Origin of the sequence: Candidatus Sulfuricurvum sp. RIFRC-1, assembly GCF_000310245.1 — a bacterium.
GTDB lineage: Bacteria > Campylobacterota > Campylobacteria > Campylobacterales > Sulfurimonadaceae > Sulfuricurvum.
The window spans coordinates 1,877,507-1,891,719 of record NC_020505.1 but is presented as its reverse complement, the minus strand read 5'-3'; the positions used below and the strand labels follow the sequence as shown (position 1 = coordinate 1,891,719).

Below are 14,213 nucleotides of genomic sequence, written 5' to 3'. Positions count from 1 at the left end.
AGGAGAAAAAAACTATGAATGAGATTGAAAAATACGTAAAACCGTACGATGCAAACTTTACCACAATGGTACCGACAAATTTTGTTATCAAAATGCGTACATGCAAAATTTGGCAGTTTATCCGCTTTATTATGATCAACATCAAAATGTTGATCGTTGTTCGCAAAAGCCACTAATTAAAAGCCCCTTTAGGGGGCTCTACCTCCTACGAAAGATTTTCCAAAATGATTAAAGAATTGATCACCTACCCTGATGAGCGGATTAAGTACGTCTCTGCCGATGTTCGGAAATTTGATGATGAGTTGTTTAAACTTTTAGAAAATATGCGCGATACGATGGAGCATTATCAACTTGATGCCATTACAGCGATCCAAATCGCAGTGCCTGCTTGTGCCATTATTATTAAAACCGAGAGTGGTCTGCTGGAACTCATTAACCCTCGTATCCTTGTCACCGACGGAGAAGTTATTGCGGAGGAGATAAGCGCGTATTATCCCGATTTTACAGCGATACTCAAACGGCATGACCGAATCAAAGTGGTCTATGAAAATAGATTCGGTGAATTACAGCATTTGGATACCGAGGGGGATTTTTCGCGGGTATTACAGCGAAAAATGGATATGCTCTTCGGCGGTACTCTCCTCGATAAACTGGGTAAAGAGGGGCGAAAAGAAGCCGAAAAAATATTGGCAAAACAAGCTCAAGACGCCGGATATGAGTTGGGTGAATCCTGTCCAACGGTTTTTGTACGCGATTATTTTAAACGGGGGGCAAAATACCTTTTGGCCCTGATTGCCCTGACGTTTATCCTGCCGTTTTTTGTGACCCCCGAGCTGAGGGGATTACTCTTTACTTTTGATAAATTTGCCCTTATCCCTGTACCGTTGTTAATGGTCATTTATTACTTTTACGCGCAACATGAAGCACGCCTCTATAAGCAGTGTACGAGCTGTCAGATCGGAAATATTATCGGAACGGTCGCTATTTTAGCTTTTCAGCTGTTGATTGTTGCTCTGGGCGTTTTTTACTGGGTAGCACCTTAATAATAAAAAATTATACTTTTAACCCTTTTTGAGTATCATATAGCAGATACTATCTCCTATTCCTCTCTAAAAACAGAGAATTGGAAAAGGGCGCGGAGAATAAATGCAACATACCGTTTTTAAACATCTTTTTGAATCCAAAGCCATTTTAGTGGCCTCTAAAGAGTCGATTTTACAAGAGTGGGTTGATGAAGAACTGTGTGCGGAAATTTTGGAACGGCACGAAATTGATACCGATCTTTTTGTTACCCGTTATGCAAGCAACGTGTTTGATTACTTCATGGGGGTTGTTTCGGGGACGATGGCGATAGGAGAGTGTCCGGTTATCGTGGAGTTGATCGAATACCTCAAAAATAAAGAATTGCGTGCGGATGAACTGTTTATCCTTTGTACCCATTTCAAACGTGCGGTTTTGAATGCGACGTACCGTCTAAACATTAATGATCAAGCCATTTTTTTTGCTGTTAGCTATCTCTTTGACCGCAATTTTGCGGGTGTACTCAAACTGTATACGGACACAATTTATCAAAAAGAACAAGAAGCGCTTAACGCTTCCAAAGCCAAAGAGTATTTCCTCTCCAATATGTCCCATGAGATACGGACTCCGCTCAACGCTATCTTAGGGTTTGTATCACTTTTACGCGATGAAACGACCAATCCTCGCTATCAGCAGTACCTCGATATCATCAGTAACAGCGGTGAAAATCTTCTCCATATTATTAATGATATTCTCGATTTCAGCAAACTGAGAAGCGGAGAATTTACCGTTGATCCGCAGCCATTCAATATTCATGATGAAATATCGCATACGATGGAGCTCTTCGTCCCGAGCGCCAACTCTAAAAACATTACCCTTACCAGTTTTATCGATCCCTCAATCCCTTACGAAATAGTCTCCGATGCATTGCGGATTAAACAGATTGTCGGCAATTTTTTAAGCAATGCCATTAAGTTTAGTCATCATGCCGGAGCAATCCATGTTGAAGCAAGATTCGATGATGGGGTACTCTCCCTTTCGGTACGCGATCAGGGGATTGGAATTGCCCTGCATGATCAAGAGCGGATTTTCGACGCATTTTCCCAAGCACAAGAGGGGAGCATGAAAATTAATGAGGGGACCGGTTTGGGGCTCTCAATTTGTAAACAACTGGCAGTACACATGGGGGGCAGTATCGAGCTTGAATCGACAGTCGGAGAAGGGAGCCATTTTACGTTGAAAATTCCGGTCGTGGTAAATTACGAGTGTGAGATTGCCAAGTTTGATGCGTCGATGTTTGAGGGGATTCGATTCGGACTGCTGGCTTACGATGCTCGTGAGAGTTATAAACTCGAATCGATTCAACGCTATTGGGACCATTTCGGATTGGATGTTCATGTAGTTGAACACGTTCAGGAAGCGTGTGATTTGCTCATTTTCTTGGAGAGTTCAATGAGTGATGCAGCACGCGAAACGATTATTGAGCATCAAATTCCTTCCGTTGCCATTCTGGACTTTTTAGATGATCGCTACGATGCTATCTCAACGATTGTTCCGCTGACTTTTCCGATTTATTGTACGAAACTGCAAAGCGCTTTGAGTGAAGTACTGGGAGTTAACAAGCCACATCTGCCGGTGATTGAAGGATCGGGTAGAAGACGGGGATTTGAGGGAAAAATCCTTGTCGCTGAAGATAATCATGCGAATCAAGAGCTGATTAAAATAATATTGGAACGGTACGGTTTAACCAATACGATTGCTTCAAACGGAGCCGAAGCACTGCAGATGTATACATTAGAAGAGTTCGATATGGTACTGATGGATGAGCAGATGCCGCTGATGAACGGGAATGAAGCGACAGCCAATATTTTAGCTTTTGAAGAAGAGTCCGGACGTCAACACACTCCGATAGTGGCATTGACGGCAAATGTGATTAAAGGATCACGTGAGAGGGCAATTCAAAACGGCTATGACGCTTTTTTAGGAAAACCGATCGTACTCAAAGAGATTGAACAGCTGTTTGAACGTTATTTGCCGGCTGTGGTTTTAATCTCCGGTGAGGCGAGCAAGGAAATTGACTCTAAATGGAAAAATATTGATATGGGCCATCTAAAAAGTGCGCTGATGCTTGAGGAGGAACAGATTGAGTATCTGCTGGATATTTATCGACAAAAAATGGAACACTCTTTTCCGGAACTTTTTCACGCGATCGAAAAAAAGCGTTATGTTGATATTGCTTTTATTGCTCATGCGATGAAAGGCTCAAGTGCCAATTTCCGTTTTGACGAGCTATCACGACTCTCCAATGTTATTGAAGAATCCGCGAGTGATAAAGATGGAGAGTTTGATTATCTTGAAGCGTATGAAGTGCTTAAACGTGAGTTTGAAAAGCGGTTTTTGTAACCGCTACTCTTCGAGATAGTATCCGACCCCTGAAGCATTTTGGATCACATCGGTCGGAAGTTTGCTTCGGAGTCTCCACACGAGGGTTCGGACGCTGTTATCGGTTGCCCCTTTGGTCTCCCAGACATAATTGATCGCCTGTTCGAAATCAACGACACTCCCCAGCTGCGCAACCAGAAGACGGATAAAAGCGTTCTCTTTTTTGGTGAGTTTGATTTTTTGGTTTTGGTAAAAAGTTTCTCCCAAACCTGTATCATGCCGATAGCCCTCTCCGAATTCGACAATCGGTTTGTCCGAGAGCTTTTTGGCATACACCAATTTTTCAAGCTCTTCGCGGTCTGATTTGAGTTCATCCATATTGGAACTGCGTTTTTTCTCTTCTTTGAAACGGTAGAGGGCCATTTGGATTGTGGTATGGAGATTGATCGGATCAAAGGGCTTGACAATATAGCCGTAGGGTTCGGTTTTTTTTGCTTTTGAGAGCATATCATTATCCGAATGTGCCGTCAAATAGATAAAAGGGAGAGAAATTTTATCACGGATATACTGTGCCAGTTCGATACCGTCCATCGTTTTTTGCAATCCGATATCAATCAGTGCAATATCGGGATTGTAAATTTTGATCTTATTACGTGCAGTGACCGAATTGTCAGCGAGGGAAACAACATCATATCCCTGTTTTTCCAGCGACATTTTTAAATTTATAGCCGTTACTTCATCGTCTTCTACAACCAGCACTTTAATGGCACTCATGAACCCTCTTGAATTATCATAATTTGTGATGATTTTATCACAATATTTGTAAAAAGCAATAGGTTGAATGGGAATAACCGTAATTTTATTGCCCCCTATTTATCTTTCGTAACATAGGTTTTTTAGGGGAACTTCAATCCAAAAGGGTATAATCGCGATAATACACCTTAGCTTAGGGATGCACACAATGCTTGATTTTGATAAATTTACCAAATATTCCAAACCGGGGCCTCGTTATACGAGCTATCCTACGGCATTAGAGTTTAGTGATGCTTTTGATTATGAGGGGTATCTCGCTAAGCTCCATTCACAAGATACGGCGCGTCCGTTGTCTCTTTATTTTCATTTGCCGTTTTGTAAAAATGCCTGTTATTTTTGTGGCTGTAATGTCGTCTTTACCTCAAAAGAGGATAAAAAAGAGCGTTACATCGATTATCTGACACGTGAACTGCAAATTTTGAGTCAGCATATTGATGTCAATCGCTCGGTTATTCAGCTCCATTTCGGCGGCGGGACACCGACATTTTTTGATGCCGATCAGCTTCACCGTATTATTAGCGCGATCAAAAGCCATTTTAAAAATTTTGCAGAAGGTGCTGAAATCAGCTGTGAAATCGATCCGCGCCACATTAACGATGCACAAATGAAAGTTCTCAGTGATGCCGGATTTAATCGCGTCAGCTTCGGTATCCAAGATTTCGATGAGAAAGTCCAAGTGGCGGTTCACCGTGTTCAGCCTTATGATATCACCAAAGCGGCGATGGATTTGGCGCGTAAATACCATATGGTGAGTGTCAATGTCGATCTCATTTACGGGTTGCCGCATCAGAGTTTGGAGACGTTTAAAAAGACTCTGGATTTGGCGATTTCGCTTGATCCTGATCGTTTCGCGGTTTTCAACTATGCTCATGTGCCGTGGCTCAAAAAAACGATGCGAAAAATTGATGAGACGACTTTGCCTCATCCCGCAGAAAAGCTCGCCATTATGCGTTACACCATCGATCATATGTCTGAACTTGGGTATCGAATGATCGGGATGGACCATTTCGCCAAACCCGAAGATGAGCTGTTTAAAGCGATCGAAAAAGGGGAGTTGCACCGTAATTTCCAAGGCTACACCACCAAAGGGGGAGCCGATCTGATCGGAGTAGGGCTTACCTCTATCGGAGAAGGGGCCGATTATTACGCTCAAAACTTTAAAGAGATGGAAGCGTATGAAGCGGCTATCGACGCAGGGCGATTACCGCATGAACGGGGTGTGGCTTTGAATGAAGATGATCGTATCCGTCAATACGTCATTATGGAACTGATGAGCAATTTTAAACTTGACATCGCACGATTCGAGCGACTCTACGGTGTGAAATTTGCAGAGTATTTTTCCGATGCGATTGAAGTACTCAAACCGTTCGAGGCGGATGGCTTGCTCACGATAAGCCCTGCGTCAATAGAGTGTTCGGTTACGGGAACGCTTTTGATCCGAAATATTGCGATGCCTTTCGATGCGTATATGAAGCGTCACGCAAGCTCTGATAAAGCATTCAGTAAAACGGTGTAAGCGGATGGAAAAACGCGAACTCTTTCACTTTACCGATACCTCGGATGCCTGCATCAAATGCGGGAAATGTATACCGGTTTGTACCATCCATAATGTCAATGCCGACGAGGTTACTTCTCCGCGCGGGTTTATCGATCTGCTCGGGGCGTATGAGCGGGGTCAGTTGGAACTGGACAAAAATGCTAAAGCGATTTTTGAGAGCTGTTTTCTCTGTACCAACTGTACCGATGTCTGTCCTAAAGCACTGCCGACCGATATGGTGATTGAACAGGTACGTGCCGATATTGCCGATAAATACGGGATTGCATGGTTTAAGCGGGCATTTTTCTATCTTCTCCGTCACCGTATGACGATGGATATCCTCTTTAAACTCGGATACGTCTTTCAAACGTGCGGATTCAAAATCAAAGCCCAAATCAACTCGATGCAGCCGCGTTTTGATCTCCCAATCATCAAAAAAGATCGATTGTTACCGTCGATGGGAAAAACTTCGTTTTTAAACAGCTATCCCGAAAATATCCCCAACGGCGGACAACGTCGTGTGGCGATCTTCATCGGGTGTTTGGCGAACTACAACTACACCGAGATCGGCAAGGGGCTTTTAGAGATTCTCGAAGCGTTGAAGGTGGATGCTTTTATCCCGAAAAAGCAGCTTTGCTGCGGAGCACCGGCTTATTTTACGGGAGATTTTGCGACGGTCGATCATAATGCCAAAAAGAATATCGTCTATTTCGAGAGTTTTATCGATGAGGTCGAAGCGATTATCATCCCTGAAGCGACCTGCAGTGCGATGATTAAAATCGATTACGAACACTTTTTCCACGATCAGCCCGAATGGTTGGAACGCGCTCAAAAACTCAAAGATAAAATCTTTATGGCAACCGAGTGGTTGGAGCAAAAAACGGAACTAAAACAGCTTTTGGCATCCAAAGGACGGAGTGATCTCACCGTCACGTATCACGATCCGTGTCATGCTCGTAAAATGCAGGGGGTCTACAAAGAGCCGCGCGCACTGGTAGGGCAGAACTACACGATTACCGAGATGAGCGATCCGAATGCCTGTTGCGGTTTTGGCGGGGTAACGATGCAGACGGAGAATTTCCATTTTGCCCAAGCGGCGGGAAAACCCAAAGCGGCCATGATCGCTAAAACGGGAGCGCAAATCGTCACCGCTGAGTGCAGTGCCTGCCGTATGCAGATTAATAACTCGATGAATGAAGCGAATGTCGATGTGGTGTTTAAAAACCCGATTGAGTTGATCGCAGAAGCGCTACGACAATGACCACGCTGGAGGTCGAGTCGTTTTTAGAGACGTATCAAACCCTGATTCTAGCTTCCCTCACCCCTGAGGGTGAACCGCATGCGAGTACGGCTCCCTATGTACGTATGGAGAATGATTTTTATATCCTCATCAGTACGGTAGCCCAGCACGGTCGTAATCTCCTCATTAACCCCAAGGTATCCGTGTTTTTTGTCGAAGACGAGTCTCAATGTATCCAGCCCTTTGCCCGTAAACGGGTAACCATTGAATCGGCAGTTTCGGAAGTACTTCGGGATGATTCGATCTATGTGTCGGTTATCGAGCGCTTTTGTGCCCATTTTGACACGGATCTTGTCACTTCTCTCACGCAGATGGGAGATTTTCATCTCTTTAAACTCTCCCCTCAAAACGGCAGTGTCGTCATGGGATTCGGCAAAGCGTATCGTTTGGATGAAAATTTAGCAGTGATTACACAGATTATGGGTCAACACCAAAGGAAATAAATGGAATTTTGGCAGCATATATACGAACATTTTAACCCTGTAGCGTTTCATTTAGGCGCTATCCCCGTTCACTGGTACGGGCTGATGTACGTTCTGGCTCTTTTGAGCGCTCTCGTGATCGCCAAATGGATTGTTCAAAAGGACAATATTGATATTACCAAAGAGCAATTGGATGACTATTTTATTTACGCTGAAATCGGCGTTATCCTCGGAGCGCGTTTAGGGTATATCCTTTTTTACGATACCCATACGATGTATTATCTCACGCAACCGTGGCAGATCTTTAATCCGTTTATCGACGGGCAGTTTGTCGGGATTCGGGGGATGAGTTTTCACGGCGCGATTTTAGGATTTTTGATCGGCTCCTACCTGTATCATCGCCGTCACGGAATACCGTTCGGACGATTGATGGATTTGGTCGCGGTATCGGTTCCGTTGGGATATGTCTTCGGACGGATCGGGAATTTCCTCAATCAAGAGCTAGTAGGGCGTGCTACCGATGTTCCGTGGGGAATTTATGTCTATGACACCCTCCGTCACCCCTCACAGCTTTATGAAGCGTTTGTTGAGGGGATTATCGTCTTTATCATTATCTATCTTTATCGTCATCGAAAAGCGTTTGAGGGGGAGTTGATTTTGCTCTATGGCGTTGCATACGGAATCGGTCGCGGATTAGTCGAGTTTTACCGCGCTCCCGATGCACAGATCGGTTACATACTCGGTCAATGGATGACACTGGGGATGGCACTCAGTTTCGCGATGGCGGCAGTTTCAGCGCTGATATGGGTTTATTTTAAGGCAAAAAACAAAGAGGCTATTCGATGAAAAAGTGGTTGATTTATATTGCTTTAGTAATTTTAGGATTAAGTGCTGGGATTTTTTCGGGGTGTAGCTTTAAGAATTTTGGATTAACCATCAATGAATCTGTTGCTACTAAAAGAGGGCCGTCATCACCTTTTTTACAAGAAGCTTTATACTATCGATCTCAGCAACAAGGTGCAAATGAGAATGTTTTATATGTACGCTACGATGTTAGTGATATTGTCTCAAAATATTTTGTAAAAGGGTTAGACAAAGATAAGGTCGTAGAGTTGATTTTTGAATATGGTCTCAAGCACGCTGAATATCAAGATAACAAAGTCATAGCACAATATAATTTTGGATATTATCGACATATGGAATTTAAATTTTTCTTTGATTCAAACAATAAATTGATAGGAACTGATGGTACTCTTCTAGTTATTGTCAAAGATTAATAGACTTTTTACATAACTTACTTTTCCGTTCGTGGTGAGCTTGTCGAACCATGAACTAAACCCCCTTCGACAGGCTCAGGGCGAACGGTGTCATATATTCTAAGAAGTTTGGAATGACGAATTAGGTAAACCGGATACAGAAATGGTGTATCCCCTCTTCATAGCGATATTCGAGATTAAATCGGTGCAGATCACACACTGATTGGGCGATATAGAGTCCTAATCCCAATCCCCCGTCTCCCCGCTCGGTGACAAATGCCTGTAATGCCTCTTCGACCGGACGTTTAAGAGGTTCCCCGCTGTTTCGAATACAGATTTTTTCTCCGTCACAATGGATATGAATCGGATAGGAGGTCGCGTGACGCACAGCGTTGTCGATTAGGTTTTGGAGGGCACTGGTAAAGAGTTCGCTATCGACCATAATGCTTTGGGTGCATCCGCTTACTTCTACACAATTATCTTCAATCATCAGATTATCCATCGCCGTTAGGATCATAGAATCAAGACTTTTCGGACTTTTTGTGAGGGAAAATGCGTGCATTTTCTCGATATCCGCCATCTGACGAATCAGATTTTCTAATCGAGAGAAAAGCTTGGCGAGCAGGTTACGGTTAGGACTCGGTTCTTCGAGCTCGACGATGAGTTTTCCTTTGGTAATGGGGGTTTTTAGCTCATGCATAATGTTACGCAAGAAAAGCTCGCGTGATTTTTTGAGTTTACTTTGCTTCTCGAGTGCATCATAGAGAGCATTGGAGATCAGGGCGATTTCATCTTTGCCCTTGCTTGGCGTATGGTGTATTTCTTCCCCTTCACCGTATCGCTGTATCTGCTGATAGAGACGTTTTAGCGGTTTGAGGTTGCGCCATAGCAGGAGATACATGTTCACGAGTCCCCCTAAGAGGGCAAAGAATAAAAACCACACGAAATAGTAGGTTTTCCCCTCCGCTGTGTCACGATAGAACATGGTGCAATGACCTTCGGCGAGTTCATAGATAAATCCTATGTTATCTTTGTATATGGTTACTTTGATATTGTGGGATCGCAGCTTCGACTCCATCGGAGGAGGGAGTGTTATCGCCTTACATTTAGGTGTTTTGGCTTCCATCATTTTGAACCCCGCTTCCGCTAGTTCATGATTTTTTTCCATACAGCCGCGCGCTTTGGTTTCGTCGATGATACGGGAAAGTTCCATTGATCGGTTGGGCGAGAAGGTGAAGCTTTTGTTGCTCTTGTTCATGCAATGCTGAGATAAAGAGTAAAATCAACACGATAAGTGCGAGAAAAAAGAAAGCGTGGAGCTTGAAAAAAACGGAGTGGCGACGTGAGATCATAGGGTAAATTGATACCCCATACCGCGAATGGAGCGGATGATGGTAGGGTGTTTGGGATTGGGTTCGATTTTCTGGCGTATTCGACTGATGAGGACATCGATACTGCGCTCGGAGCTCTCCCATCCGATCGATTCAACATTGTTGGCGATAAAGTCACGGGAGACAATCTGGCGATGGTGCTTTATGAGGAGACTTAAGAGCTCAAATTCGGCGCGGGTAAGGAGGAGCAGTTCTCCTTCTTTATAAATCCCGTTTTCATCGACACGAAACGTATCACTGCTGGCTTGGATCGTTTTACCGTTGATACGGCGAAGAAGACTTTGGATGCGTGCGACCAATTCTCTGGGCTCATAGGGCTTTGGGAGGTAATCATCGGCGCCCAATTCGAGGGCGATAACTTTGTCTCCCAAATCACTCCGAGCCGAAGAGATAATAATCGGGATGTCACTGCGCTCACGAAGCGCTTTGCAGACATCCAACCCGTCCATATCGGGGAGGGTTAGATCGAGTAGTACAAGATCATATGATTCAATCCCCAAAGAGGCGAGCGCCGCTTTGGGGTGGGCATACGAAATGACCTCCATCTGATAACGGCTCAAATATTGGGTCAGGAGATCCGATATTTCGAGGTCATCTTCTATCAGAAGGATTTTGATCATCGTATTTACTTGTTGTCACAATTTTTGCAGCCCATACCACCCATGCCGCCCATGTTGTCTTCGCCCATTTTCATCCCTTTCATATCACCTTTATTCGGGCAGTTTTTTGAACCCATTTCTCCCATCATCATTTTCATTCCCTCCATTTTAGCGCGTTGTTCAGGAGTGAGTACCCCCATCATTTTTTCGTGCTGTTTGTTGTGGAACGCTTTACCCTCTTCACGAATTTTAGTGATTTGTTCTTTTTGTTTATCGTTCAAATCCAATTTTTCCATCATTGGCGGAAGTTTTTTTGTGTCGCATTCACATTTTTGCATCATTCCGCCCTTGCCGCCGCACATCATTCCATCATTCATGCCGTGTTGCATGCCGTGTTGCATCCCTCCGGCAAGTAATGCTGTTGCACCGAGGATCAGTGCGATACTTAAAATCTTTTTCATGGCTTTTCTCCGTGTTGTGGTATTTAACTCTAACATCATAGAGCAGAATGACTAATACAGCATCAATCGTGTATTAACAGTATTAATGAATAATCTCTTCGCTTTGAGCTTCGGTGATTTTCATCAACGTTAAAAAAAGAACCGTGATGGCCGGACCGATAATCATCCCCCAAAAGCCGAAAGTTGCGAGTCCGGCAATGATGGCGAAAAAGATAATGAGTTCGTTGATTTTCTCTTGGGGCTTGATCAATTTTTGGTTGATGATTTTGATAATGACCGGTTTGATAAAGGTATCGGCAACGACTGAGATAACAATAATCGTATAGAGCGCGATAAACAGGGCATTTTCCGTATTTCCCAAAGAGAGTTCAAACAGGGTAAAGGGAAGCCACATCACTACCCCTCCGACAACAGGGATCAAGGATGCAAAGCCATACATAATTCCGAAAAGCAGACCGTTATATCCCATGTATTCGATCGCGAGACCAAACAAGGCTCCTTCAAATACGGCAGTGGCAATAATAGAGTAGAAAACGACACTCATGGAGGAACGCATCTCAAACATGATAAGGGTGCTCTCTTGTTGCGGAAAATGGGCGGAACGTTTGAAAAACTCAAAAATCTCCCGTCCATAGTAATGGGCGATAAAATAAAAGATCAAGATAAAAAGGGTCCCCGAGAGAAACGACATCGCAAAACTCCCGATCTCAGAAGCGTAGGCGATGATGTGCTGAGAGAATGCGGTAGGATCAAATTTGACTAACGAGGCCTCTATTTTTGCTTCGAAACGGGAGAGGTAAGGCGGTAGATGGGTTATCCAAGTATGGATTTTTGTCTCTATGGTGTTCATGATCATCGGATCAAGGTTTTGCATCATGAGCGAGATATGAAATAAAAAATATCCTAACGGTGCGAAGAAAAGCAACCCTAACATAAGGGTAGAGAGGGCGGAAGCCCAAAAACGGTTTTTGGTCAGATTAAAAAACCCCATTTGAATATGGTGGGTAGATATTGCCAAAAGCGAAGCAACGACGATACTCATCCAAAACGGCTTATATAAAATGTATATTCCGTAGGAAACAATCAATAGCAGTACGAGGGTAAAGTGCTCTTTTTTCACATTATTCCTTATTCAAACAGCCCGTTTTGCGGTATTCCGAATTTGAGCAGTTCATAGGTCTTGGGTGTGGCAACCCGTCCGCGCGCTGTCCGTTCCAAATAACCGTTAGCCAGCAGATAGGGCTCGAGTACATCTTCGATTGTCCCCTCGTCTTCACTCAGTGCCGCTGCGATAGTGGAGAGACCCATAGCGCGCCCTTTGGCTTCCATCAGGAATTTGAGGAGGCGTATATCCATCTCATCGAATCCGTTGGCATTGATCCCGAGTTGATCGAGAGCATAACGGGAGCGTTGGTGCAAGATAGTGTTTTCATTGGCAACATCGGCGAAGTCACGAACCCGCTTGAGGAGGCGCAAAGCGATACGGGGGGTTCCGCGTGAGCGTTTGGCGATTTCGTGCGCTGCCTCTTTGTCGATGCTTTTGCCCAATTTTGTGGCGGCTTGGGTGATGATACTGCATAGCTCATCAGGGGTATAAAACTGCATCCGAAAGTTCATCCCGAAGCGATCGCGCAAAGGGTTTGAGAGCATCCCCGCACGGGTAGTCGCACCGATGAGGGTAAAGCGGGGGAGATCGATTTTGACCGTTTGTGCCGCCGGACCGCTACCGATGATGATGTCGAGACGAAAATCCTCCATCGAAGGATAGAGGATCTCTTCGACGGCTGGCGAGAGACGGTGGATTTCGTCGATAAAGAGGATGTCCCCTTCTTCGAGGTTCGTGAGGATAGCGGCGAGATCACCGCTTTTTTCGATCATCGGAGCGGCGGTGACTTTGATGTTGCTTCCCATTTCGTTGGCGATAATGAGGGCGAGGGTCGTTTTCCCCAAACCGGGAGGTCCGTAAAAAAGGACGTGATCGAGAGCTTCTCGGCGTTTTGAACTCGCTTCGATAAAGACCCCCAGATTTTTTTTGATCTGTTCTTGTCCGATATAATCGTCCCATGCGCTGGGGCGCAACGAAGTCTCAGTGACCTCTTCGGCATTAAATTTTTCAATCTCTACAATACGTTCCACGTTATCGGATCCTAGTAAACATAATTTTCATCGGGGAATGAACGGGTTTGAACTTCATCGGCATAGGCTTTTACTGCATCTTTGACCGAAGCGGCACCGCTCATGTATTGTTTAACGAATTTTGGGACAAACGGCTCATAGAGTCCGAGCATATCAGAGAACACAAGAACCTGTCCGTCCACGCCGTTACCCGCACCGATTCCGATAACGGGAATAGAGATACTTTGAGCGACACGTGTTGCGACGTCGGCTTTAACCCCTTCGATGACGAGGATAAAAGCACCGGCTTGTTCAATCGCTTGGGCATCGGCGATCAGAGAGAGGGCTTCTGCTTCGGTTTTACCTTTGACTTTATACCCTCCCTCGGCACGAAACGCTTGAGGGAGTAATCCGATGTGTCCGCAGACGGCAATTCCGTTTGCCGTGAGATGGTGTACCAGATGGGCTTTATCCGCCCCCCCCTCGATTTTGACCGCATCGGATGGGGTTTCACGATAAACACGTATCGCATTCTCTAAAGCGCTCTTTTCATCGGTATAGGCTCCAAAAGGCATATCGGTGATGACAAACGTATTGGGTGCCCCTTTGCAGACCGCATTGGTATGATAAATCATTTGATCCATGGTACTGCTGAGGGTATCGCTATTGCCGCCAAAGCTCATATTGAGGCTGTCACCGACGAGGAGAATATCAGCACTTTCGCTAAAAAGACGGGCAAAAAGGGCATCGTACGCCGTGATCATGACGAGCGGAAGCGACCCTTTGCGTTTTTGAATTGAACCGATTGTCAGTTTTTTCATACTAAAAATATCCTCTATCTTTGTAAACATCTGCCTCATTTGAGGCAAGCTTTAGTGCCACAGCGGCAAGCGTAGTCAAGTGGGGCTTTGCTCCAC

At 44.7% G+C, this 14,213-nt stretch carries 15 protein-coding genes; 8 read left to right on the top strand and 7 right to left on the bottom strand.

Going from position 1 to position 14,213, the window contains the following annotated elements; translation table 11 throughout:
- The first annotated feature begins 14 nt into the window (after positions 1-14).
- The 3 genes from B649_RS12635 to B649_RS09550 all read left to right on the top strand — a co-directional run bounded on the left by B649_RS12635 (position 15) and on the right by B649_RS09550 (position 3,423).
- Positions 15-176: a hypothetical protein gene (locus B649_RS12635; RefSeq protein ID WP_015654318.1), complete on the top strand. Its 162-nt coding sequence runs from the start codon at positions 15-17 to the stop codon at positions 174-176.
- A 48-nt stretch (positions 177-224) separates the two neighbouring features.
- Entirely contained in the window at positions 225-1,043 is an 819-nt protein-coding gene (locus B649_RS09555) for a peptide deformylase (protein WP_015654317.1), read from the top strand.
- A 103-nt stretch (positions 1,044-1,146) separates the two neighbouring features.
- Positions 1,147-3,423, top strand: a complete 2,277-nt coding sequence (locus B649_RS09550) for a hybrid sensor histidine kinase/response regulator (RefSeq protein ID WP_015654316.1) — start codon at positions 1,147-1,149, stop codon at positions 3,421-3,423.
- Positions 3,424-3,426: 3 nt separating this feature from the next.
- Here the strand turns inward: B649_RS09550 and B649_RS09545 are convergent, their stop codons facing one another.
- On the bottom strand, positions 3,427-4,176 hold the full coding sequence (locus tag B649_RS09545; protein WP_015654315.1) for a response regulator: 750 nt from the start codon (positions 4,174-4,176) through the stop codon (positions 3,427-3,429).
- A 187-nt stretch (positions 4,177-4,363) separates the two neighbouring features.
- Between B649_RS09545 and hemN the strand changes: the two genes are divergently transcribed.
- Genes hemN through B649_RS09520 form a run of 5 tightly spaced genes read left to right on the top strand, consistent with a single transcriptional unit; the run spans position 4,364 to position 8,751 of the window.
- Positions 4,364-5,731 (top strand): oxygen-independent coproporphyrinogen III oxidase, encoded by a 1,368-nt coding sequence (gene hemN / locus B649_RS09540; protein WP_015654314.1) that lies wholly within the window; start codon positions 4,364-4,366, stop codon positions 5,729-5,731.
- Positions 5,732-5,735: 4 nt separating this feature from the next.
- Complete coding sequence (locus B649_RS09535; RefSeq protein WP_015654313.1) at positions 5,736-7,013, top strand: (Fe-S)-binding protein; 1,278 nt, start codon at positions 5,736-5,738, stop codon at positions 7,011-7,013.
- A complete protein-coding gene (locus tag B649_RS09530) occupies positions 7,010-7,495 on the top strand; it encodes a pyridoxamine 5'-phosphate oxidase family protein (protein ID WP_015654312.1) in 486 nt (161 codons plus the stop codon). Before B649_RS09535 ends, B649_RS09530 begins: the two co-directional genes overlap by 4 nt.
- The gene (lgt, locus tag B649_RS09525) at positions 7,496-8,320 is read left to right on the top strand and encodes a prolipoprotein diacylglyceryl transferase (protein WP_015654311.1); all 825 of its coding nucleotides are present in this window, start codon (positions 7,496-7,498) and stop codon (positions 8,318-8,320) included.
- Positions 8,317-8,751, top strand: coding sequence for a hypothetical protein (locus B649_RS09520; RefSeq protein WP_015654310.1), 435 nt, complete (start codon positions 8,317-8,319; stop codon positions 8,749-8,751). The genes lgt and B649_RS09520 overlap by 4 nt, the downstream gene beginning before the upstream one ends.
- Positions 8,752-8,872: 121 nt before the next feature.
- Here the strand turns inward: B649_RS09520 and B649_RS09515 are convergent, their stop codons facing one another.
- The 6 genes from B649_RS09515 to panB all read right to left on the bottom strand — a co-directional run bounded on the left by B649_RS09515 (position 8,873) and on the right by panB (position 14,117).
- Positions 8,873-9,988, bottom strand: a complete 1,116-nt coding sequence (locus B649_RS09515) for an ArsS family sensor histidine kinase (protein WP_291750891.1) — start codon at positions 9,986-9,988, stop codon at positions 8,873-8,875.
- Positions 9,989-10,078: 90 nt separating this feature from the next.
- Positions 10,079-10,741, bottom strand: a complete 663-nt coding sequence (locus tag B649_RS09505) for a response regulator transcription factor (RefSeq protein ID WP_015654307.1) — start codon at positions 10,739-10,741, stop codon at positions 10,079-10,081.
- Between the two features lie 5 nt (positions 10,742-10,746).
- Positions 10,747-11,181 (bottom strand): hypothetical protein, encoded by a 435-nt coding sequence (locus B649_RS09500; RefSeq protein WP_015654306.1) that lies wholly within the window; start codon positions 11,179-11,181, stop codon positions 10,747-10,749.
- Between the two features lie 82 nt (positions 11,182-11,263).
- Positions 11,264-12,301 carry an AI-2E family transporter gene (locus tag B649_RS09495; protein WP_015654305.1) on the bottom strand — a complete coding sequence of 346 codons (1,038 nt, stop codon included), beginning with the start codon at positions 12,299-12,301 and terminating at the stop codon, positions 11,264-11,266.
- An 8-nt stretch (positions 12,302-12,309) separates the two neighbouring features.
- Positions 12,310-13,317: a Holliday junction branch migration DNA helicase RuvB gene (gene ruvB, locus B649_RS09490; protein WP_015654304.1), complete on the bottom strand. Its 1,008-nt coding sequence runs from the start codon at positions 13,315-13,317 to the stop codon at positions 12,310-12,312.
- A gap of 11 nt (positions 13,318-13,328) precedes the next feature.
- On the bottom strand, positions 13,329-14,117 hold the full coding sequence (gene panB, locus B649_RS09485) for a 3-methyl-2-oxobutanoate hydroxymethyltransferase (protein ID WP_015654303.1): 789 nt from the start codon (positions 14,115-14,117) through the stop codon (positions 13,329-13,331).
- Positions 14,118-14,213: the final 96 nt, after the last annotated feature.